The organism is Ruegeria sp. AB8, from assembly GCF_056542605.1.
On record NZ_JBQGAB010000039.1, the window covers coordinates 1 to 20,951 of the forward strand.

The 20,951-nt window shown below is 54.9% G+C and carries 20 protein-coding genes and 1 pseudogene; 9 read left to right on the plus strand and 12 right to left on the minus strand.

All coding sequences use genetic code 11. The features are described 5' to 3' along the window. Window positions 1–799: 799 nt before the first annotated feature. Window positions 800–1,735, plus strand: coding sequence for a LysR substrate-binding domain-containing protein (locus tag ACR0CG_RS22260; RefSeq protein WP_480527587.1), 936 nt, complete (start codon window positions 800–802; stop codon window positions 1,733–1,735). A gap of 206 nt (window positions 1,736–1,941) precedes the next feature. Here the strand turns inward: ACR0CG_RS22260 and ACR0CG_RS22265 are convergent, their stop codons facing one another. From ACR0CG_RS22265 to ACR0CG_RS22290, 6 genes are all read right to left on the minus strand, one after another. Next, the gene (locus ACR0CG_RS22265; RefSeq protein ID WP_170422451.1) at window positions 1,942–3,249 is read right to left on the minus strand and encodes a TRAP transporter large permease; all 1,308 of its coding nucleotides are present in this window, start codon (window positions 3,247–3,249) and stop codon (window positions 1,942–1,944) included. Continuing rightward, on the minus strand, window positions 3,249–3,749 hold the full coding sequence (locus ACR0CG_RS22270; protein WP_480527589.1) for a TRAP transporter small permease: 501 nt from the start codon (window positions 3,747–3,749) through the stop codon (window positions 3,249–3,251). Before ACR0CG_RS22270 ends, ACR0CG_RS22265 begins: the two co-directional genes overlap by 1 nt. Before the next feature lie 62 nt (window positions 3,750–3,811). Continuing rightward, complete coding sequence (gene dctP, locus ACR0CG_RS22275; protein ID WP_480527590.1) at window positions 3,812–4,825, minus strand: TRAP transporter substrate-binding protein DctP; 1,014 nt, start codon at window positions 4,823–4,825, stop codon at window positions 3,812–3,814. Window positions 4,826–4,918: 93 nt separating this feature from the next. Then, window positions 4,919–5,530: a 3-isopropylmalate dehydratase small subunit gene (leuD, locus tag ACR0CG_RS22280; RefSeq protein WP_480527592.1), complete on the minus strand. Its 612-nt coding sequence runs from the start codon at window positions 5,528–5,530 to the stop codon at window positions 4,919–4,921. Then, window positions 5,530–6,936: a 3-isopropylmalate dehydratase large subunit gene (gene leuC / locus ACR0CG_RS22285; RefSeq protein WP_480527593.1), complete on the minus strand. Its 1,407-nt coding sequence runs from the start codon at window positions 6,934–6,936 to the stop codon at window positions 5,530–5,532. Before leuC ends, leuD begins: the two co-directional genes overlap by 1 nt. Further along, a complete protein-coding gene (locus ACR0CG_RS22290) occupies window positions 6,933–7,736 on the minus strand; it encodes a GntR family transcriptional regulator (protein ID WP_480527594.1) in 804 nt (267 codons plus the stop codon). The genes leuC and ACR0CG_RS22290 overlap by 4 nt, the downstream gene beginning before the upstream one ends. Before the next feature lie 146 nt (window positions 7,737–7,882). On the opposite strand from ACR0CG_RS22290, the gene ACR0CG_RS22295 reads away from it, so the two are divergent. The 7 genes from ACR0CG_RS22295 to ACR0CG_RS22325 all read left to right on the plus strand — a co-directional run bounded on the left by ACR0CG_RS22295 (window position 7,883) and on the right by ACR0CG_RS22325 (window position 16,373). After that, window positions 7,883–8,449: a tautomerase family protein gene (locus ACR0CG_RS22295; protein WP_171103126.1), complete on the plus strand. Its 567-nt coding sequence runs from the start codon at window positions 7,883–7,885 to the stop codon at window positions 8,447–8,449. After that, window positions 8,446–10,140, plus strand: coding sequence for a hydantoinase B/oxoprolinase family protein (locus ACR0CG_RS22300; protein WP_170676247.1), 1,695 nt, complete (start codon window positions 8,446–8,448; stop codon window positions 10,138–10,140). The genes ACR0CG_RS22295 and ACR0CG_RS22300 overlap by 4 nt, the downstream gene beginning before the upstream one ends. Continuing rightward, window positions 10,137–12,197 (plus strand): hydantoinase/oxoprolinase family protein, encoded by a 2,061-nt coding sequence (locus tag ACR0CG_RS22305; protein ID WP_480527596.1) that lies wholly within the window; start codon window positions 10,137–10,139, stop codon window positions 12,195–12,197. The genes ACR0CG_RS22300 and ACR0CG_RS22305 overlap by 4 nt, the downstream gene beginning before the upstream one ends. Continuing rightward, a complete protein-coding gene (locus tag ACR0CG_RS22310; RefSeq protein ID WP_480527598.1) occupies window positions 12,198–12,818 on the plus strand; it encodes a cysteine hydrolase family protein in 621 nt (206 codons plus the stop codon). Continuing rightward, window positions 12,815–13,681, plus strand: a complete 867-nt coding sequence (locus tag ACR0CG_RS22315) for an isocitrate lyase/PEP mutase family protein (RefSeq protein WP_480527600.1) — start codon at window positions 12,815–12,817, stop codon at window positions 13,679–13,681. The genes ACR0CG_RS22310 and ACR0CG_RS22315 overlap by 4 nt, the downstream gene beginning before the upstream one ends. Next, window positions 13,662–15,032 (plus strand): FAD-dependent oxidoreductase, encoded by a 1,371-nt coding sequence (locus ACR0CG_RS22320; protein ID WP_480527601.1) that lies wholly within the window; start codon window positions 13,662–13,664, stop codon window positions 15,030–15,032. Before ACR0CG_RS22315 ends, ACR0CG_RS22320 begins: the two co-directional genes overlap by 20 nt. A gap of 669 nt (window positions 15,033–15,701) precedes the next feature. Further along, a complete protein-coding gene (locus ACR0CG_RS22325; RefSeq protein ID WP_480527602.1) occupies window positions 15,702–16,373 on the plus strand; it encodes an ion channel in 672 nt (223 codons plus the stop codon). Window positions 16,374–16,379: 6 nt separating this feature from the next. Here ACR0CG_RS22325 and ACR0CG_RS22330 read toward each other — a convergent pair whose 3' ends face one another. Next, complete coding sequence (locus ACR0CG_RS22330) at window positions 16,380–17,144, minus strand: bestrophin-like domain (protein ID WP_170676228.1); 765 nt, start codon at window positions 17,142–17,144, stop codon at window positions 16,380–16,382. A gap of 361 nt (window positions 17,145–17,505) precedes the next feature. Here ACR0CG_RS22330 and ACR0CG_RS22335 point away from each other — a divergent pair, with 361 nt between their 5' ends. Then, window positions 17,506–18,021: a hypothetical protein gene (locus ACR0CG_RS22335; RefSeq protein WP_480527604.1), complete on the plus strand. Its 516-nt coding sequence runs from the start codon at window positions 17,506–17,508 to the stop codon at window positions 18,019–18,021. A 65-nt stretch (window positions 18,022–18,086) separates the two neighbouring features. On the opposite strand, the gene ACR0CG_RS22340 is transcribed toward ACR0CG_RS22335, so the two are convergent. The 5 genes and pseudogenes from ACR0CG_RS22340 to ACR0CG_RS22360 form a co-directional block, all read right to left on the minus strand. Beyond that, entirely contained in the window at window positions 18,087–19,088 is a 1,002-nt protein-coding gene (locus ACR0CG_RS22340) for an AraC family transcriptional regulator (protein ID WP_480527606.1), read from the minus strand. Between the two features lie 273 nt (window positions 19,089–19,361). Then, window positions 19,362–19,545 (minus strand): annotated as a pseudogene (locus tag ACR0CG_RS22345) (IS3 family transposase); the annotation flags it as partial. 334 nt (window positions 19,546–19,879) lie between these two features. Next, a complete protein-coding gene (locus ACR0CG_RS22350) occupies window positions 19,880–20,344 on the minus strand; it encodes a CoA-binding protein (RefSeq protein WP_480527609.1) in 465 nt (154 codons plus the stop codon). A 3-nt stretch (window positions 20,345–20,347) separates the two neighbouring features. After that, window positions 20,348–20,707, minus strand: coding sequence for a 2Fe-2S iron-sulfur cluster-binding protein (locus ACR0CG_RS22355; RefSeq protein WP_480527610.1), 360 nt, complete (start codon window positions 20,705–20,707; stop codon window positions 20,348–20,350). A 2-nt stretch (window positions 20,708–20,709) separates the two neighbouring features. Continuing rightward, a partial coding sequence (locus ACR0CG_RS22360; RefSeq protein WP_480527612.1) for a selenium-binding protein SBP56-related protein occupies window positions 20,710–20,951 on the minus strand: 242 nt, incomplete at its 5' end.

Genomic DNA, 20,951 nt, shown 5'->3' on the forward strand with positions numbered 1-20,951 from the left:
GGACACACCGACAGTAGAAGACCTGCTAATACAAGCTACTATCAGTCAGAGTCGGGCGAAACTGGATGTTAAAGTGGTGCCGCTGAAGGGAATACATAAAATAAGGTAAGTATATATTTTTAATCACGAAATATATACTCAAACTCAATGATACCCCGAATAGTACCCCCAGTGGCGAAATTGCCTCGCCTGCATCTGCAGTGAACTAACCACGGTGATTCACCATGTAGAGGCCAATTTTGACCTCGAACACAACTACGCCCTCAAAAACTAGTCATTCGTATGATACGAGCTTTTAGATCAATCTGACACCAAGCCAGCTTCATAGGTTTGAACATTAAAGGCAATATTCTGATCATTCGCTGACGCATGCTTTAGCGCCCGCTTTGCGGACGCTGCCGCCGGTCAGTAACATTTGAGAGCGGTTTGAGGCCGTTCTTGGTTATTTGGTCAGCAAAAAATGCTGCTCTGTTCATTTGACCAAGGGACCATGTAAGGCGTTGTGCCAGTCGATATCGTGCTCTGTGATGCCCATTTCACGCCGTTCAACCCGGGTCAACCGCGTGGGATCTAGTCGCGGAGCAAACAATGATCTGAAACTAAATTTGATCTTCTCGCGGACCGAATTTGGGCTCTTTGAGCAGGAGATCGCGGGTTTAAATTGTGATGTAAACTCATGTGTATCTGCATATTTCATGGTAGGCTCCATGGTTGGCCGCTCCCATAAAATCTCAGCACACGGCTAATCAGACAAACGCCGTTTCTTGACATGGATTGTTCCAAAAAGTCACAATGCCCCATGCCAAGAAACCTGCCCCCTCTAAATCCTCTTCGTGCCTTTGAAGCCGCAGGAAGGTTGGGTAGCTTTACCAGTGCAGCCGAAGAACTAAACGTGTCGCACTCAGCGATTTCCCGTCACATACGTGGGTTGGAAAAACGGCTGAATGTACATCTTTTCCGAACACAAAAATCTGGTGTCGCACTTACGGAGCAAGGGCAAGACTACTTGGCTCAGATTACGCCTGCTCTTGATCGAATTGCCGAGGCGACGGAAGCATTGACCGCCGAACCCAAAGGTGTTGTCACAATGACAACAGAGAGTGCAGTGGCACAAAAATGGCTAGTACCAAGACTGCCAAGATTAAAAGCTGCGCATCCCGACATAGAGTTGAACCTCTCGATAACAACGGATGTTATGGACATTGAAGCGCATGATTTTGACTTGGGCCTGAGATATCTGCGTGTCGATCCATCCGAAGGGTACGACTTGTTGTTCCCATCTCTCGTCAGTGCCTTTTCTGCTCCAAGCTTTGCCCCGGTCACAGGCTCTGATTTGAATCTTGAAGTGTTGGCGTCAGGGGCGCTGATAGAAGAAGCGACGTTCCGCCTCTGGCCGGAATGGTTTCGCGAATCTGGCTTGAAAGAGGTTCCGGTTCTTAATCTGCCAAAGCCCTTGGGGGCTCTCCTAGCAATCCAATCCGCGGTTGCGGGGCTGGGTGCGGTTCTAATGGACCAGCACCTATGTCAAACTGAGGAAGAAACAGGAGCGTTGGTTCGCCTGAATGACATAGAGCTTCATTTTGGAGGCTATTACCTAGCAACGAACCAACGCGCGGGAAGACGCAGAGCTGTCCGCGCCGTTCGCAAATGGCTACTGCAGGAAGCACTCTACGGAAATTCAAAAGTAAATAACGAGTCAAGTGCAATTCTCGCCTCGAAAGCTAGCGCAACTTAGTGGCCGCTATGGGCTCGAAGCGGCCATTCGCTGCTAGTTGCTCGTACGACCGCATTGCGGACAAAGGTGCCGTTTGAATTTATTCAAAGCGAGTTCAGCGCGGATTGCTTACTGAGTCTTGCCTGTGCGCCGTCGCAAAAAACGTCCGCACTGTCGATCAGTGGCCTTCGCAAGGGCATTCATCCATCTTCCACAAAAGAACAGCCTTACAAGGACGGCAGGAACAAAGCCAGGTTTGGGAAAACGATCAATAGAACAACCAGCAGGATCGAGCAGAAAATAAACGGGAAGGCGGACGTATAGATTTCGCGCATCGTTGTGCCAGGCGGTGCGACACCTTTCATCACAAACAGCAGCAACCCAAATGGTGGTGTGGTGAAGCTGATCTCGAGCGAGAGCAACATTATCAGACCGAACCAGATCGGGTCAAACCCGAGTGTCTGCGCCAGTGGAAAGAAGATTGGCACGGTCAGCAACATGATCGAAATCTGCTCCATGAACATGCCAAGTAACAACAAAACAGCGAACATCACCGTCAGCATGGCCAATGGAGCAAGTTCAAACGCGATGGCCCAGTTCACCAGTCCCCGCGATGCTCCGGAAAATGCCAAAAGCTGGCTGAACGTGGCCGAGCCGAAGACGATCAAATAAGCCATCAGCGTAACCTTGAGTGCACCGATGACCGACTTTTTGATCGCCTCCCACGAAAGGCAGCGAAAAATCGCGGCCAGGATCAATACGCCCAATGCGCCAAACGCTGCTGCCTCGGATGGGGTGACAAAGCCGCGGATCATCAAGACAATAATCACGACCATGACACCAACCATCGGCACGACCTCAGTCATGAGCAGTTTCAGGCGGTAAGCCAACGACATAGGCTCGACGTCGTACGCAGGAGCCGCCTCGGGATCCAACCGAGTTTGGAGCCAGATCGTACCGATGTAGAACAAGGCGAGTATCAGACCGGGAATGACTCCGGCTATCAACAAGGCTGCGACGTCTATCTGCGCGAGCGTGGCCAATAGAACGGCAAGCGCCGAGGGCGGGATGATGATCGCTAAGCCACCGGTTCCCAAAATTGGTCCAATGCTCATGTATGATTTGTACCCGCGGCGGTTCATTTCGGGTACCATGAGCGATCCCAAAAGCGCGGTTGAGCCCATCGACGACCCCGACAACGTTGAAAACGCGGTACCGCCAAGAACCGTCACATAACTCAGCCGTCCCGGCAGTCGGCCAAGCAGCTTATCTATCGCGCTGAACATACGCCCACCCAACCCGGTGTGGAAGAATATCTCACCCATCAACAAGAACAGCGGGATTGGCATCAACGCGTATTTGGTCAATGCACCCAGCCCATTGTTGAGGAGTTGCGTGACGCCGCGCTCCCCCCCCATAAAGACCCAGGCGCCCAGAATGTTGGCTGCAAGAAAAGCCAGTGCCACAGGCATTCCGATGGCCATCAGGAACACTATCGACCCAAGCAGCAGGGCAAGCGCTTCGTACCACTCCATTACTCGTGTATCCCTGCTTCTCCGCTGTGCATCAGCTCGGGCCCGAAGACAAAGCGCGAAATTTCTATCGCCATCATTCCAAACGATAGTGGAAAGGCGATAGTCAGCATCCATCGGGGGAAATAGTAAGCGCGAGTGTCGTAGTCCCCGCGCTCGATATTCGTTAGGACCAGATCAGCCCCTTGCCAGCCGAGGATCAGGCAGACCAGCACGCAAGCGGCTGCCACCGTACGGCTGACAATCCGGCGCAAACCAACAGGCAGCGCGGCCGTCACCAGTTCGATGTGGACATGGCCCTTTTCCCGTACCAGCCAAGGCGCGCCCAGCATGGTCATGTACAAAAGCCCGTATTCTGCAGAAGTAAACAGCCACGCAAAGGGTTGCAGCCCGGCATTGCGCATCAGAACTGACGTGATGACGGATAGCATCAGCCAAACCAGCAATAGACCAGCGATAATGGCCATGCCAAACAGGACTGCGTCATAGATCCTTTTCATCATCCCGCCTGCTCTGCCCCTGGTAGTGAAAGGCCCGTCCGTCTGGAACGGGCCTGTCGGTGGTCTTAGTTCGCAGCGTCGAGATCGTAGAACAGCTCGATCAGGCGATCATAGTTATCGGTGCCGCCGGGCTGCTCGGCCATCAGGCCCTTCATACGCTCCCATGTCTTTTCGCGGGCCGCGGCAAGGTAGTTTGCCTTTGCCTCCCCTTCCAGCGTGACAACCGTCATGCCTGCAGCGTCCAGGGCCGCAAAGTCTTCGTCGCGTTTGCTGCGCAGGGCTTCAACACTGTCCTTTTCGTGTTGGATCGCAATGTCTTGCAGGATCGTGCGCGCCTCGTCAGACAGCGAGTTCCAGCGGTCGAGATTCACGATGACGCCGAGATCAGTCGAGAAGAAGCACGGTTCGATGCGATAGTTCAGGAATTCGTTCCACTTCAGGTCGATCAAGCCGATCTGGGTCCAGCCTGTCGCATCAACGACGCCACGCTGCAGGGCCGAGTAGACCTCGCCCGTGGGCAGGTCGATTACTTGCGCACCAAGGTAATTGGTGAAGAAAGCGTTGTAGACGTTGTTGCCGCGCAGCTTCAACCCTTCGACTTCAAGATTGCCGTCAGCATCGAAACTGGGCTCGTTACGGGTCCAAAGGTTGTAGCAGACGCCGCTGTCGAACCAGCCGAGGTATTTCAGGCCCATTTTGTCCTGATGGATCTGGTCGATCAGTTCCGTTCCGCCATTTTCGCGGGTTTCGATCGCGGTCAGGTTCGACGCGACCATCGCATCTTTCTCGGGCAGGGCGCCACCGTAGAACGAGCCCGGCGTGTAAACCATGTCAACGATCCCGTCGCGCACCGCATCGGGCTGTTGGAACATGCCAATTGCTTCCGGCCCGCCCCGTACGTCGATCTGAATGACCCCTTTGCCCGCTTCGTTTACCTTGTCGACAAAGTCCAGAAAGCTTTGGGTATAGATCAGCGTTTCGGGAAAGGCGTGAACCGCCGAGATCGTTTCTTCGGCTTTGGCCGTTCCGGCGACGATCACGGCCCCTGCCAAAAGGCCAGCCAATGCGTTCATCTTCATAGTTATTCCTCCACGTGTTTCAGGGGCATTTTCCTGGTTTCCCCTAATTTCAGGTCTCTTGACCCGTATTGCGTCGTCTTTGCGCGACTTGTCCTAATCCGGTTTGTTCGGCCAGGCCCAAGGGGCGGTCTTGTTGCGGTTATCCCTATGAGCATTGATCGCCTGCGTATGTTGCTGGGTCAGATCGATGTCGTCCCAGCCGTTGATCAGCTTCACACGCCATCCTTCGTCCAGCTCAAAGGTCGCTGTTATGTCCCCGAGGGTCAGGCGGTTCTCGGTCAGATCAATCGACGCAAGGTATGGGGCATCTTTCAGCGCCTGCTGCAGTTGCGCCACCTTCTCAGCGTCGACACGAGCGGGCAGCAGGCCGTTGTTGATGGCGTTGTTGGCGAAGATGTCGCCGAAACTGGGTGCGATGACCGCGCGAATGCCTGCGTCGACCAGCGCATAAACTGCTGCCTCGCGCGACGAGCCGCTGCCAAAGTTATGCCCGGCGACCAGAATGCTGATCCCCTCGTGGCGGTTCAGCGGAAAATCCGCAGAAAGCCGTTCATTGTCGTCGCGCCGCATGTCGTGCAGCAGATAGCGGCCATACCCCTCACTGCGCGGGACTGACATGAAACGCGCCGGGATCAGCTGGTCCGTGTCGATGTTATCGAACGCCAGTGCCAGGGCCTGCCCCTGTTGAGTGCTCCACCCCGCCATCACGCCGCCCTGCCCTGCAAAAGCGGCCTTACATCCGTAATTGTACCCGTTACGGCCGCTGCGGCGACCATCGCCGGGGACATCAAATGCGTTCGCGCGCCGCGCCCCTGACGTCCGCGGAAATTGCGGTTGGTTGAGGATGCGCAGCGCTTGCCCTCGGCCACAACGTCGCCATTCATGCCAACGCACATAGAGCAACCTGACGCGGCCCACTCCAACCCGGCATCTTGGAATATCCTGTCCAACCCTTCGGCTTCGGCCTGCGCCTTTACCCGCGCTGAACCGGGCGCGACAAGCCCCGGCACACGCGCCTGGCGCCCAGACAACACCAAAGCGGCCTCGCGAAGATCTTCAATCCGCCCATTCGTGCAGGAGCCGATAAACACCTGATCCACCGTGATACCGTCCAAAGGCTGCCCCGGCCTCAACGCCATGTACTCCAAAGCTTCTTGTGCTGAATTTGACTTTGCTGGATCAGTGGCGTCTGGACTGGGGATGTTGGCTGTTATGGGCAGGGCCTGTTCCGGGCTGGTGCCCCACGTCACGGTTGGTGCGATGTCAGCTGCGCTCAGCTTAACCTCGCGTTCGAAAACGGCCCCCTCGTCCGTGATCAGGCCGCGCCACGCCTGTTGCGCTCTTTGCAGATCTGCGCCCGAAGGCGCGTATTCGCGTCCTTCAAGATAGGCAAACGTGACCTCATCCGGCGCAACCATGCCAAACCGCGCCCCGCCTTCGATTGAGAGGTTGCACAGTGTCATGCGCCCCTCCATCGACAGATCCCGAATTGTCTGTCCTGCATACTCAATCGCGTGGCCCTGCGCACTGCCGCTGCCCAATTGCGCTATCCAGTTCAGGGCGATGTCCTTGGCAGTGACGCCGAATCCCAAGCGACCTTCGACGCTTATTCGCATGGCCTTGGGTTTTCGCTGCCAGACCGTCTGCGTCGCCAACACATGCGCAACCTCTGTAGCCCCGATCCCGAAAGCCAATGCGCCAAATGCCCCGTGAGTGGATGTGTGGCTGTCCCCGCAATTGATAAGCAGCCCGGGCAATGTCAGACCCAACTCGGGCCCGATTACGTGAACGATGCCTTGCGACGGGTCGCTGAGATCGAAAAGTCTGATGTTGTGGTCCGACGCGTTGTTCCGCAAGGTTTCGATCATCCGGGCGATTTTTGGATCGGCAATCCGGTCTCGGTTTCTCGTGGGCGCGTAATGATCTGCAACCGCAAAGGTGAGAGCAGGTTCAGCCACGGATAAGCCGCGCTCTGCCAGCTTGGCAAAGGCATGATGCGACCCTTCATGCACTAAGTGGCGGTCAACCCAAAGCAGCGACACACCATCCTCGCGCCTCAGAACCTCGTGCGAGGCCCAGAGTTTGTCGAGCATGGTGCGCGGTGCGCTCATTTCCCGGTCTCCTCGCTGCGTCCGATCGCGGGCTCCCAATGCCGGGATGAACCGGTTCCAACACGCGCCAAAGGCATCTCGAGCCGAAACATGTCAGAACGATAGAGGCCAGAAAGATACTCGACCCCATTTCCTTCGACATCGCGAACGATGCGCTTAAGCGATAGCAGAGCTGAGCCGACAGCAACGCCCAATGCCTCAGCCACGTCGGGCCCCGCCAACGTTGCGGAAACGGTCTGATGCGCCTGCTCAATCTGCACGCCACTGCGTTCCAGAAGTTTGAACAGCGGTGTCGTGGCGAGGTCGCTTTCCGAGTAGTTCTGCGCAATCACAGCCGGCACATAGGTCGTCAGATGCGAAAACGGGACGTCATCAGTCAGACGCACCCGCGTTGCGATCTGCACCTGATGGTCGCTCGGAAGCCCCATGGCCTTCGCCACCACCTCTGGAGCTTTGCCGTAAGAAAAGGACAATAGCCGCGCGGTTGTGCTCTGCCCCATTTCGACCAGCTGCGGCATGAGCGTATTGAAATCCATCGCTGCGGGTGCACCGAGGGTGGACTGGCCTGAAACCCGGGTACCACTACCCGCCTGACGCTCGATCAGGCCATTGCGTGAAAGCGCGTCCAGCGCCCGTCGTATTGTCACTCGCGATACACTGAATTTCTTGGCCAGCCGCTGCTCACCGGGCAGGGTTTCCCCCGCCGAAAGCTGTCCTTCGGTGATTTGATCGTGCAGATGCAGGTAGACGCGTTGCGCCTTGGTCCCGTCCGGTAGATTGGCCGCGTTGATCCTGTTCACCCGTTGATTCCCCCTTCACAGCACCCTCAATCGTAAAACCGGAACTTGGAAAATCAAGCTTTAGTATTATTGTTTCTCGCAAAATAGTCTTACAATAATTTAACAACCTGTATTACAGATAATACAATAATCGGAGGAGCTTTTGCATGCCGATCGTCGAATTGCATGTGATCGAGGGCTATAGCGCGCAAGAAAAACAACGACTTGGCGTGGCGCTGACCAATGCTGTGCGATTCGTAGTGCCTGCTGCGACAGAGCTTGTGACCGTCGTGATCCACGACATTTCAGACCAGAACTACTATCGCGGCGGCAAGAGCAGACATCCTGCTCGGGCCAAACAAGACCCCGAGCACATCGTGCGCGCCTTCCTGGCCGAAACGAGTGATCGCGCGTTTGAAAGCGCCCGGAAAAGGCTCAGCTCGGACTTCGTGATGCAGTTTCCCGGAACCGCGCCCATGCGAGATCTTGAGGACCTCAGGAGTTGGGCGGCAAACCGGTATCGCCGTATCGCGAAAACCTACGAGGGGTTCGACGCAATGCAAAGCGATGGCGACGCTGCGATCGTTTACTGCCGGGGAACGTTGTCCGGTGAATGGACCGATGGTTCAGCATTCGAAGGCATTCGCTTCATCGACCGGTTCGAGATTCAGAACGATCTGATCACACGTCAGGATGTCTGGAATGACATTGCAGAAACAAGGGCGCAGGCATGAGCGAGATTGACCCAATTACCCTTTCTGTACTTGCAGGCCGCATGGAACAGATCGCTGACGAAATGGACGCAACCCTATTTCGAGCGGCCTTTAATCCGATCATTGCCGAGGCGCATGACGCCAGCCATGGTCTGTATTCTGCAACAACGGGCGACACTCTTGTTCAGGGTAAGTCCGGGCTGCCGATCTTCGTGGGTGTGATGTCTTTTGCCGTGAAAGCGGTGATTGAAAAGGCCGCGGCTGACGGGGATCTGGAAGACGGCGACATCTATATCTTCAACGATGCACATATCGGCGGAACACATTTGTCTGATATGCGTTTGGTGCGTCCCTATTTCCGTGATGGCAAGTTGTTCTGCTATCTCGCGTCGGTTGGGCACTGGCATGACGTAGGCGGTGCGGTGCCGGGAAACTACAACCCCGCTGCGACCGAAGTTTTCCAGGAAGCCTTTGTTCTGCCGCCGGTAAAACTGGCGCGCAAAGGAGAGGTTAGCCAGGACATTATTGACATTCTGCTGCGTAACACCCGCCTACCTCAATCAGCGATGGGGGATTTGAACGGACAACTGGGTGCACTGGATCTTGGGGTCCGTAGGATGGACGAGCTGCTGGACGAATATGATGCCGAAACAGTCTCAGCCGCTCTTGAGGCGCTCAGCGATCGGGCCGAGGTGCTTATGCGATCTGAGTTGCAGGACTTGCCGGACGGTCGGTGGGAGGCCGAAGACTTCCTGGACAATGACGGTATCACAGACGATCCGCTTCGCATCAAACTCGCTCTTGAGATCAAACGCGATCAAATGGTGCTTGATTTCACGGGTTCGTCTCCGCAATGCGCCGGGCCTGTGAACATCGCCCTCCCCACGACCGTTGCAACCGCCTATGTGGCTGTTAAACACGTTTTTCCGGCGCTGCCTGCCAACGCCGGCGTGATGCGTCCCATCGAAGTTATCGTGCCCGAAGACAGTCTATTGGCGGCCGAGTTCCCCGCGCCGACAGGTGGATACACAGAAACCATTCTGCGAATGATCGATGTTGTATTCTCTGCCTTCGCAAACGCCGCACCGGATCGGGTTGTCGCCAACGCTTATGGGACAATCAATGCGCTTTCTATCGCCGGAAAACGCTCAAACGGACAGCCATGGGTGATGTTCAGCTTTTATGGTGGGGGGCACGGCGGCTCGGTCGAGAGCGACGGGCTGAACCACGGTAACGCTCCGATCTCGACGGCGACGATCCCGCCGATGGAAATTCTTGAAGCCGCCTATCCGGTCATGTTCCGCCAGTGGGCTCTGCGCCCCGACAGCGCAGGTACGGGTGCGCATCGCGGGGGGCTTGGGGCTGTCTATGAAATTGAAGTTCTGGAGGAAAACGGCGCTCAGGCGTTTCTGTTCGGCGAACGCGGCAAGTTCGCACCGAAGGGTATCGCCGACGGTGGCGACGGGGCCATGAATGTCTTCACGTATGAACAAGACGATGGGTGGAAGGCACCGCCACTGGTTTCAAAAATGAGAGGGATCGAATTGAAACAAGGACAAGCGGTTCGCCTTGAAACACCCGGCGGTGGCGGCTATGGCGCTGCGGGCCACCGCGCTCCTGCAGCGATCGCCAAAGATGTGGCTCGGGGTCTTGTGAGTGCCGAACAGGCGGATCAGGTCTACGGCACCACATGGCGGGAGGTTGCGCCATGACCGGACGTATGATCGGCGTGGATGTGGGGGGCACGTTCACGGATGTTTTTGTTCTGAACGAAGCAGACGGGAGCGCAACCGTCGCAAAGGTTCCAACCACACGCCCGGATCAATCAGGTGGATTCCTGGACGGGATCGGGCGCGAGGTCGATGATCCGTCCGAGATCTCAGTAGTGGTACACGGCACCACGGCGGGCACAAATGCTCTGCTGGAACGCAAAGGGGCCAAGACAGGAGTGATCTGTACTGCAGGTCTGCGGGACGTCCTGGAGATGCGCCGAAGAGACCGACCGCGCACCTGGGGATTGCGCGGGGATTTCGAACCCGTTGTGGATCGCCGCGACCGTCTGGAGGTGCCGGAACGTACACTGGCGGATGGCACCATTCGCACACCTGTCGATCTGATTGCCGTGCGCAAAGCAGCCGAGCACTTGCGAGAGCAAGGATGCGAAGCCATCGCAATCCTGTTCGCCAATGCCTATGCCAACCCTGAAAACGAAGCCGCCGCTGTCGCCGCCGTACGCGAGATTTGGCCGAACCCGCATGTGTCAGCCTCGTCAGAAATCCTACCGGAAATCCGTGAATTCGAACGGTTCTCTACCACGGCGCTGAATGCATATTTGCAACCCGAAGTCTCAGGCTATCTGACCCGCCTGGAAAACGCTTTGCAATCCGGCGGGTTTGATGGCGAGTTCATGATCGTGCAGTCCAATGGCGGGGTAATGGGGGTCAACACCGCGTCCCGCCTTCCGGTGCGTACGGCCCTGTCTGGCCCGGCGGCGGGGGTGATTGCTGCAGGTTACATTGCGCAATCTGCTGGATTCGACAATGTGATCACGGGGGATATGGGCGGCACCAGTTTTGATGTTTCGCTGATATCACAGGGGCAGACGATGTTGTCGGCCCAGACCTCCATCGATTTTGGGATGGTTGTGCGCAGTCCAATGATCGAAATAACAACCATCGGAGCAGGCGGAGGGTCAATCGCCTGGGTCGATAAGGGCGGATTGTTAAATATCGGCCCTGAAAGCTCAGGATCAAATCCCGGTCCTGTTGCCTACGGTTCGGGAAATGATCGCCCCACGGTTACGGATGCCAATGTCGTGTTGGGTCGCATCGATCCGGACAACCCAATCGGAGGCAAACTGGAAAGGCTGGATGTGGAGGCCGCTGGTAAAGCGATCGATATCCACGTCGGCGAACCGCTAGGTTTGTCCAGGCTTGAAGCCGCCGAGGCTATCCTGCGCGTCGCCAATTCCCGTATGGCCGGAGCCATCCGTCTTGTAAGTATCGAGCGCGGCTTCGACCCCAAACGATTTGCCTTTATGCCGTTCGGCGGTGGCGGAGCTTTGCACGCAGGGGCAATGCTGGCCGAAGTGGGGATCGCCCGCGCAATCGTTCCGCGTTATCCCGGTGTCACCTCGGCACTAGGCTGTGTGATCGCCGACATGCGGCAAGATTTTGTACAGACGGTCAACACTCTGGTCACGCAGTTGGACAAGGCTGCTTTAGGCACATTCATGCAAGAGCACGCGGACCAAGGTATGGCGCTTCTTGACGCATCGCGGACCACATTCGACAAGCGTGAGATCTCATTCGAGCTGGACATGGCCTATGTGGGTCAAACGCATACCGTTCCGGTGCCGCTGACTGTTACGATGACAGATGGCAAGGTTACAACACCAAGCAAAGCCGACATCGAAGAGGCCTTCGATACGGCCTATCAAGCCACCTATGGAAGACTGCTGAAAAACGGCGTGCGGCGCATATTGAATCTACGTAGCTCTGTAACGGGCAAGCGACCGAAATTCGATCTTTCTTCCCTTGCGCCCACAAGAGAAGGCAGTGCTACGCCCTCGTCGACACGGAAAGTTCACTTCGGAGATGCTTGGCATGACACAACCATCTATGATCGCTTGTCGCTTCCGGTTGGCACGTTAGTCAAAGGTCCAGCCATTCTGACGCAACCGGACACGACCGTCCTGATCGAACCGGATTTTCAAGGGCGCGTGGACTCCTTTGGCAACACGATTATCGAACCACGGGAGGAGGACTGAATGAGCGAACCAGAAACCTGGGACCCGCGCAAGACGGCGCTGCTGACTATCGATCTTCAGAACGACTTTATTCATCCTGAGGGAGCCTATGGCCGGGCTGGCCAGTCGGCGCAAGAAATCGCGGCTCTTCCCGAACGCATCGCGCCCTTGGCGCGAATGTTGCAAGCCGCGGGCGGACGCTATTTTTCGGCGCAGTTCACACTGGTACCCGACCGCAACGGCGAGCCATTGATTGCGCCACACCTGAAGAAATTGCGCCCGTTCCTGACCAAAGGCGACTTTGCGCCGGGCGGGTTTGGTCACAGTTTGGTCGATACGTTGCAACCCTGCGATTTCGTCATCGAAAAGGTTGCCTACTCGGCCTTCTATCAGACTCGGCTGGAATATCTGATGCGCGCTTTGGGTATCGAGAACCTGATCGTTGGGGGCATCGTGACCAATGGTGGCGTTGCCTCAACTCTGCGCGATGCGCATTTGCGGGATATCGACACCGTTATGCTGACAGACGGATGTGCCGCCTTTCGGCAAAAGGTTCATGACGCAACACTCCTGTCACTGGGCACCGTCACCCATCAGCGAAGTTGCGATCAAATATTGAACTGGTTGGAGGGAGTCAAATGAGCCTTAAATCCCGACTGGCAAAAAAAGAAATTCTGGTTGCACCGGGCGTATATGACGGTCTGACGGCTTCGCTGGCTGAAAAAGCTGGCTTCGAGGCGCTATATCTGAGCGGCGCGGCTGTTGCCTACACGCGACTTGGCCGTCCCGATATCGGGCTAACCACGGCGTCCGAGATGGCGGACACGATGACGCTGATTGCCGATCGGGTCTCGTTACCCGTTATCATCGACGCCGATACCGGCTTTGGAAACGCATTGAACGCTCAGCGTACCATGCGACTATATGAGCGAGCCGGTGCATCCGCACTGCAAGTCGAAGATCAAACCTTTCCGAAGCGCTGCGGTCATCTATCGGACAAGTCCCTTATCCCGAAGCAGGAAATGGCTGGAAAGATAGCAGCGATGGCCGACGCGCGCGCCAGAAGTGACACGCTAATCATTGCCCGCACGGACGCCATCGCCGTTGAGGGGTTCAGCGCAGCTATCGAGCGCGCGGAAACATATCTTGAAGCTGGTGCGGATGTACTTTTCCTCGAAGCGCCCCAAAGTCGCGAACAGCTGACGTCCATCGCTGACCGGTTTGCCCCACGCGTTCCCCTGTTAGCGAACATGGTCGAAGGCGGCGCGACCCCGATACTTGGTGCTGACGATCTAGAGGCTCAGGGTTATTCCATCGTCATTTTCCCCGGCGGGATCGTCCGGGCTTTGGCCAAAACCGCTCAGGCCTATTATCAGAGCCTGGCAGAGAATGGCTCGAACAAGCCCTTCGCACAGAACATGTTCGACTTCGGCGGTCTGAACGAAGTCATCGGAACCGCCGAGATGCTCGATGCCGGGGCCCGCTATGATGACGCCCAAGGTTGAGAGTGTTGCACCCGATCGGTTTGATCTGAAGACCGGTACCCTGATCATCGGCGCAGGGGCTTGCGGTCTGGTCGCGGCCCTGTCGGCGTCGGAGGCGGGACAAGACGTGCTGGTGATCGAAGCCGATCCGGTTCCAAGCGGTTCAACCGCGTTGTCCGCCGGGTTGATCCCTGCTTCTGGCACAAAAGTTCAACAAGCCGCGGGGATCATGGACGATGCGGTACTCTTTGCCAGCGACATTCAGTCGAAGGCCCACAGCGAAAACGATCAAGCGCTGGTCGATTTGTTGACCAGCAATGCCGCGGAAGTCATCGACTGGCTGTCTGAACGCCACGCCCTGCCCTTCTCGGTTGTCACGGATTTTGACTACCCCGGTCACTCGCGCCGTCGGATGCACGGGCTGCCGACACGCTCGGGACAAGAGTTGATCGACGCGCTTCGCAGCGCCTGCGAGCGAGAAGGTTTGGACATCATTTGCAATCGCCGCGCGACAACGCTCTATCGGGATCAGGACCAGATTTCAGGTGTTGCCGTAACAGGCCCAGACGCTGCAGTGGAAACCATTGCCTGCGACCGGCTTATCCTTGCCTGCAACGGTTTTGGTGGCAACCCCGCCCTCGTTTCCGAGCATATGCCGCAAATCGAAGATGCATTGTGGTTCGGGCATAGCGGTAACCGAGGCGAGGCTGTTCTGTGGGCAGAGGGGCTGGGTGCCGGGCTGCAAAACCTGGGGGCATACCAAGGCCATGGTAATGTCGCGCACCCACATGGAATCCTGATAACCTGGGCGGTGATTACCGAAGGCGGCATACAGGTGAACCGCGACGGTCATCGTTTCTGGGACGAGTCACAAGGCTATTCTGAGGCCGCCCGCGCGGTGCTGGCGCAGCCCGACGGAGAAGCCTTCGCCATCTTTGACGGCCGCATTGCTGCCATTGCGCGCCAGTTCGAGGATTTCAAGCGCGCGGAAGAGACAGGTGCGATCCGATCCGCTGATACAATCGAACACCTATCGAAGGCACTAGGCCTACCATCTTTGGCTTTGGAGCAAACAATACGAGAAATCCCCATTGGCGGCACGGATCAATTCGGCCGGGCTTTCAACCCGCCACCTTTGGCACCACCTTACATGGGCGTCCGCGTCACAGGGGCCCTATTCCACACCCAAGGCGGTTTGCGCGTTGATTCCTCTGCGCGCGTCCTCAAAGAGGGCGGTTCCGCATTCACCAACCTTTATGCAGGCGGCGGCACGGCTGTTGGTGTGTCGGGCAAAGGGGACAGCGGGTATCTTTCCGGAAATGGCTTGCTGAGTGCCGTTGTGTTGGGTCGCATAGCTGGGTTGAGTGCGTGATGCCAAATTTGTGCATTGTAACTATCGGAACCGGTGGTGTCGTTCTGTCTGGGAGCTAAACGTTCGAAGGCGGTTTGATGGTGTTCGGAAGAATAGGTTGGTCTGAAGGCAATGACATGGTTGCTGAACGCGAAGCAACTGCCAGCCTTGCTCGGCGGTCGAGTTTTCACGAAGACTTGCACACAGTGTCCGCGACTTGGGCGGAACCCGCCGCCGATGGATCAGAAGGCCGGACGACGTAAGATGCGTTCTACCCACTGTGTATATCTGATCACCCAACTTTGACCGTTGACGTTTAGTGACTTTAGAACCCCGGCTACAAAGCAGATAATGCACTCGTGTTTGGGGTAAGATTGCGGCTCAATCTGTGTCGAACGAAACGCCAATAAGAAACCCAATCGAATTCCCCATCAAGACTGCTTCTCGCTAATTCAAAGGTAATGCGGGAAGGTCACCTTTGGGCTCGAAGCAGACATTCGCTGCAACTTACTTCAACGTCTACTTCGCGGACAAACCAACCGTTCGACAACAAACTCCCAATCTTTGGATTTGCGCGTCATTCATAGAGCGCTCAACACCTCCAGACCCCTTGTGGACAGGAGACAATCTTAGCCATTCACTGCTTACGACGGGCTCGCGCTTTGCTAGTACCGGTACTAAGCTTGCGTAATGAACGCTTTGAAATCTGTAACCTCCAAGATTGCCTCGTGGGGGGAGCTTATGCTTCCGGCCTGCCTTTTGTTAATCATTTTTGGTTGGCCGTTCTTTTGGGGATCCCAAGTCTCAGAGCAGGTATTCGAAGGCGTCTTCCTGATACTCATTGTCGTAGCAGGTGCGGCGTCATCGACCGGTCGTGTGACATTCATCGCTGTGGTAGTATTCGGTCTACTCGCCTTCTTTTTCGACTCAGTTTCGGGCGACACCCGTCCGATATTCGAGCGGCTTGGGACCGTTTTTGATCTGTTATTCTCATTGGGCCTCACACTCGTTCTTACCGAAAGAATCTTTGGCGCAACCGGTGGCGTGAGTTGGAGAGTGGTCGCCAACGCTCTGAGTGTCTATCTGTTGATCGGTTTCGCCTTTGCTGCAATCTATGATCTAGTCGGGTTTGGGGATGTCTCGCTTGATCTTGGATTTGCGAAGGGTGACCCCGATCTGGACGCTTTCGCCGCAACCTATTTCAGCTTCGTAACCCTAACCACACTTGGGTATGGCGACATCACGCCTGAAAATGCGCGCATCGCCAGCTTAGCGGTCGTACAGGTGCTGATAGGGCAATTCTACCTTGCTGTGATAGTGGCGCGATTGGTCGCGCTTGTGGTAGTCAGGTCTCAGGATTGAAAGCAGTTATTTGCCTTTTTCAATGGTCCGCTCCAGCACCTTCAAGAACGGTGTCGGCTGAATTGGAAATGTAGTGGAAAACGGGTGGGAGAAGCCAATGATGGCAAAAAACACCAAGCCATTAATGCCCGCGAACATACCGAGGAAAGATGAACGCACCAAACCGTGCGGCATTGGAAAGAACGACAAGCAGGTCAACACCAATCCAACGACTGCGATCATCCAGAACATCGGACTGATAGGTTCTTCAATATCGAAACTGCGTTGACCCCGCTCGTTCTCGATGTCGTTAATGTCGTCCAGCAGCGCACTAGCTAAGCTTGATCGGTCCGAGTTGTCCGCCAGATCGATGATTTGACGGTATATTACATCGACCAGTAAATCGGCTTTTTCCAGAGGACTTCCGGCTGCCATGGTCGGCCATTCCTCGTTAATAACCATCTTAGTATAACGCTCTACCGCGTCTTGGATCGCCTCAGCCTCAGCTGTGCCAAACCCTTGCAAACCACGATAGAGTTGCTCGATGGCCAACGCTTCGCTGTCGATGCTTTCCTGCAATTCGTTATACTCTGCTCGCACACTGGAAAAGGCGAGCGCCAGAATGAGAGCGTGAACCGCCCCGATCCTGACAGACCCCCACTTGGCGGCTTCCAAAGTTTCCTCTGACGGCTCGATTGGAAAAAGCAAATGAACGCCTCGATGCGCGACCATTACTATCAACGCAGGGATAAGAAACCAAATCGCGGCGTCAAAGATCGGTAGAGCTGTCATGAAATACGTTCACGCTTCAAAATGATGCTGCCCAGACATTACGAGAAATGGATCCAAACCACAATTCCGGTGTTGTCAGTGGCCAGTCTGCCACTGTTTCCATGAATCCGTCAGAGCAGCTCTCCGGCGAATGACCTTAAGTCCGCAATTCTGGCATTAAGCCTCTATCCAGAAACCGACCTACCCCCTGCATCTAAACTAAGAAACAACTGTGGTTGGCCCGGTTTCACTTCGCTTTGGCCGAAAAAGGAACACTTTTGGCTGAAATTCAGAAGAGTGATTGGACACGCCAAACCAATATTGAATGACGCGCCAAACAAAGCGCCTTGCAAGTTACAGAGATAGAGTTGGAGCGTCAGTCATGAAGACCGAAGCAGTCAGTGCCGTCGAAGTAATAAACATGCATTTGAACAGACACTATGAACCCGATCAACGCGCAGATGCTGTTGTCGAAATGTTGCTTGCAAATGAAATTTCCAGCGCAGATTTCTGGCCTTTGTTGAGGGGTTTATGGGGTGGGTTCGAAAAAATCGATCACACCATGTTTGTTCACGCGATGGATGCTAAAAAACGAAAATCATGTTGGGTTCCGACGAAACAGTGGCATCGGCTTCCCAATGCAATCTCGGTTTTTCGCGGTCAAAGCCTGGGAAAAGAAGTTGGCTTGTCTTGGACGACAAGCTCTGATGCAGCATTGGACTATGCAATTAGATGTCATGGTTCGACGGCCAAAATTCCGATTACCCTTGAAACCAAAATCCCCAAGAGCGCTGTTGCAATGGTTATCGAAGAAGGTGAGCAAGATGAGCTTGTCTTGTGGAGAGCACCACAGATTTCAAACTGCATAGTCACCCAAATTTCCAACATTACGCACTAATCAAACAGCGGCGTTTCTCAGGTGTGGTCCAACAGCGAAGGTCGAAGTCAGGACATCGCGTCGGTTCAATTTTGTTTTTGAAATTCACGCGGCGTTAGCCCTGTCCAATGTTTGAATGCAGTGGAAAACGCGGGCTGGTCGGCAAAATCCAAGTAGAATGCAACTTCTCCGATGCCGAACCCGTCTTTTAGATACGTCTTCGCAAGATCGCATCTGATGTTTTTTACGATACCACGAAAACTCTGGCCTTCCTCATTGAGACGTCGCGAGAGAGAACGCGCGCTGAGCCCAAGGCTTGATGCCACTTCCTGCGCGCTTAACATTCGTCCTGGGAGCTTATTCAATATCTGGGCCTCAACCTTACCGCGTATCCCTAGTGAACTCGCGGCATGCATTCTCAAAAGGTTGTTTCCGTAGTCCGTAAGATGGTTTCTGAGTGCGGGGTCATAGCTTGGAATTGGGAGATCAAGCGATGCAAGCGATAGATTAATTTCATTTTCTTCGGAACCAAAGGAAATCGTGCAGCCCGCCGCCTTTTTCATTGCGGATGCCGAAGACTTAACTACATGCTTGTACCGAACTCCCAGAGGGTGAAGTTGAGTATTCGTAACAATGCGCATCAATGAAATTGTCGAGAACAAGAGAAACTCGGTGCGTCGATGATACCTGCTGAGCTCGCCGTTAACAATTTGCATCCTGAGCGAAGCGTGGTTTTCTGACTCGACAAGTCTGTATTCAATACTCTCATCAACCAAAGCACCGTAGTGTGAAGCGTTTTCAATGGCTTCTTTAAGATTCTGTGAATACTTTGAGATATACCATACTATGTCGCGAGGCGTATCAAACGCCAAACCAGCTATTGTAGCGAAGGTTCGGTCTCTCAAATGATCACAAGCCAAGCGAATAAACTGACCCTCCTTCAACGGGTCGATCTCTCTGGTGCACTCTTTCAAGTCGCCTCGCTTCAGACCAGAGCTTTTTAAGACTTCCTCAAATTCACTTGCATCTTCCGTGCGCTCCGCGAACATTTGGGCAAAATGCCGTAACCAAGCGTTGTCGACACCCATCTGGCTACTCCCATAATGCGCCGTGGTTTTTGAGTCCGGATGTTCCTAAGTGATACTTATCGAAGGGCTGTACGTCACGCTATATAACACCAAAGATCACGTGTATTGACAGGAACATTTGCCACAAAATTTATCCAAGCAGTTTAGCGGCCACATCTGGCTGGCGTCCGTCGTCAAATCTTTTTGGGCAGATGGCCGCTTGATCTAAGTGAGGATCTGGCTCGCCTAGCTGCAGTGATCCGCGGCGGATTTGCGATGAAGCAAGCGCCAGGTTTAGATTGTCTTCCGTTTGATCCTTGCTCGTTGTTTCAGAATGGATTGGCTGCGCCCGAAGTAGACATTGGCTTTTGTGAGGTTTTGCAAGCCTGAGATCACCGGGCAGATGGTAGTTTTCTCGAAAGATGCGGTTCTTCAAGGTCTGGTGCCATCGCTTGATTTTCGTCTGAGTTCGTGGGTGATACTCGCGTCGTTTCGACGCCTTTTGATTGGCCGAAAATCCGTTTTTTGAAGCGCAGAGCGGCCGGTCGCTGCGTCGCAGCGCACCATCTTGCAATGAATAATCGCTTTGGGCTCAACGCGGTCATTCGCCGCTGTGCGGCGCTGGGACGTGGCCCGATTATCTTCTCGCGGACAAGGTGGCCGTTGGTTCTCTAAAAAACTGTCATTCTTGGGTTTAGAGTACGCGGGTTTCGTTAAGTGGGCAGGATTACGTGTCTTCTCTTCCGGACGCGAAATGTCTCAATTGGCACCTTCAATAGATGCTGAAGAGGCCGCCACCAATCGACTTTCCATCATATCTTTAAGTCCAGGCGCGGCTTCCAAAAAGGGCGGAAGAGTTCAATCTTGGGGCATCGGTTCATCACGACCTTAAGGCCCGCTGTTTCGGCGAGTTGCGCTGCTTTGTCGTCGTACACGCCGATCTGACCCCAAAGTACATTTGCCCCGATTGCGATAGCCTTCTCGGCAAGGCCGTATAACTCTTCTTTCGGACGGAAGACGTCTACCATATCAACATGTTTGTCGATCTCTTCCAGCGAGTGGTAGACTTTGAGCCCTCTGATTTCCGAAACATTTGGGTTGGGGTTCACCGGTAGAATATCATAGCCGATTTCGCTGAGCTGTCGCAGAACGCCATAGCTGAATTTTGTTTTGTCCGCGCTGGCCCCCACCATTGCAACGGTTTTGACCGATTGCAGGATGTCGGCTAGGTACTTGGGGTCGTAATCGTAGATGCGATCGATGTCTGCTTCGGGCATCGGTTAACTTTCCTTCCGCGTCGCAATGTCGGCCTTGAGTTCGTGGGGTTTGAGTGGGTCGAGAAACGGATTGCGGTACAGCTTGTCATGGCTTTCGACCCCTATCTCCAGCGTGATGTCGGATGTCGGACGTGCCACGCAAAGGATCACATAGCCGTTAGCAATTTGCCGATTGTTTAATGCGACCTGTCGGCGTTGATCGACTGTGCCTGTTTTTAGTTTTGCCGCGCAGGTAATGCAGCCACCGTACTTGCAACCAAAAGGCAAATCGACGCCATGTTTTCTCAGCGTTTCCAGAAGTGGGCGCCGCGCATCCACATAATATTGCGCGCCATCCCTGTTCGCGATCGTCACGATATACATAGTCATAGCCAGATGTCGCTTGTGCAATCACCGCCCGGATACCGGCTCTCATGACAGCGCGACGGGCCATTCGGTTCCTTGCCAAAGTCCACGATGAAGTCCTCGTTGATCTTCATGCCACCGTTTTCAGGGTCGCAGTCTATCATCACCATCACCCCGCCCTTTTCGCGGATCTCGGGATAGAACTGGTTATCCCAAGTCGAGAACAGCGAGGTCGTGACATAAAGCCTTCGTCCGTCGAGAG

Coding starts and splice junctions, on each gene's coding strand:
- ACR0CG_RS22270 (WP_480527589.1), bottom strand. CDS start 3,749: ATGATGAAAAGGATCTATGACGCAGTCCTGTTTGGCATGGCCATTATC.
- ACR0CG_RS22315 (WP_480527600.1), top strand. CDS start 12,815: ATGAGCCTTAAATCCCGACTGGCAAAAAAAGAAATTCTGGTTGCACCG.
- leuD (WP_480527592.1), bottom strand. CDS start 5,530: ATGGCGGGGTGGAGCACTCAACAGGGGCAGGCCCTGGCACTGGCGTTC.
- ACR0CG_RS22335 (WP_480527604.1), top strand. CDS start 17,506: ATGAAGACCGAAGCAGTCAGTGCCGTCGAAGTAATAAACATGCATTTG.
- ACR0CG_RS22340 (WP_480527606.1), bottom strand. CDS start 19,088: ATGGGTGTCGACAACGCTTGGTTACGGCATTTTGCCCAAATGTTCGCG.
- ACR0CG_RS22355 (WP_480527610.1), bottom strand. CDS start 20,707: ATGTATATCGTGACGATCGCGAACAGGGATGGCGCGCAATATTATGTG.
- ACR0CG_RS22350 (WP_480527609.1), bottom strand. CDS start 20,344: ATGCCCGAAGCAGACATCGATCGCATCTACGATTACGACCCCAAGTAC.
- dctP (WP_480527590.1), bottom strand. CDS start 4,825: ATGAAGATGAACGCATTGGCTGGCCTTTTGGCAGGGGCCGTGATCGTC.
- ACR0CG_RS22295 (WP_171103126.1), top strand. CDS start 7,883: ATGCCGATCGTCGAATTGCATGTGATCGAGGGCTATAGCGCGCAAGAA.
- ACR0CG_RS22325 (WP_480527602.1), top strand. CDS start 15,702: ATGAACGCTTTGAAATCTGTAACCTCCAAGATTGCCTCGTGGGGGGAG.
- ACR0CG_RS22320 (WP_480527601.1), top strand. CDS start 13,662: ATGATGACGCCCAAGGTTGAGAGTGTTGCACCCGATCGGTTTGATCTG.
- ACR0CG_RS22265 (WP_170422451.1), bottom strand. CDS start 3,249: ATGGAGTGGTACGAAGCGCTTGCCCTGCTGCTTGGGTCGATAGTGTTC.
- ACR0CG_RS22260 (WP_480527587.1), top strand. CDS start 800: ATGCCAAGAAACCTGCCCCCTCTAAATCCTCTTCGTGCCTTTGAAGCC.
- ACR0CG_RS22300 (WP_170676247.1), top strand. CDS start 8,446: ATGAGCGAGATTGACCCAATTACCCTTTCTGTACTTGCAGGCCGCATG.
- ACR0CG_RS22330 (WP_170676228.1), bottom strand. CDS start 17,144: ATGACAGCTCTACCGATCTTTGACGCCGCGATTTGGTTTCTTATCCCT.
- ACR0CG_RS22310 (WP_480527598.1), top strand. CDS start 12,198: ATGAGCGAACCAGAAACCTGGGACCCGCGCAAGACGGCGCTGCTGACT.
- leuC (WP_480527593.1), bottom strand. CDS start 6,936: ATGAGCGCACCGCGCACCATGCTCGACAAACTCTGGGCCTCGCACGAG.
- ACR0CG_RS22305 (WP_480527596.1), top strand. CDS start 10,137: ATGACCGGACGTATGATCGGCGTGGATGTGGGGGGCACGTTCACGGAT.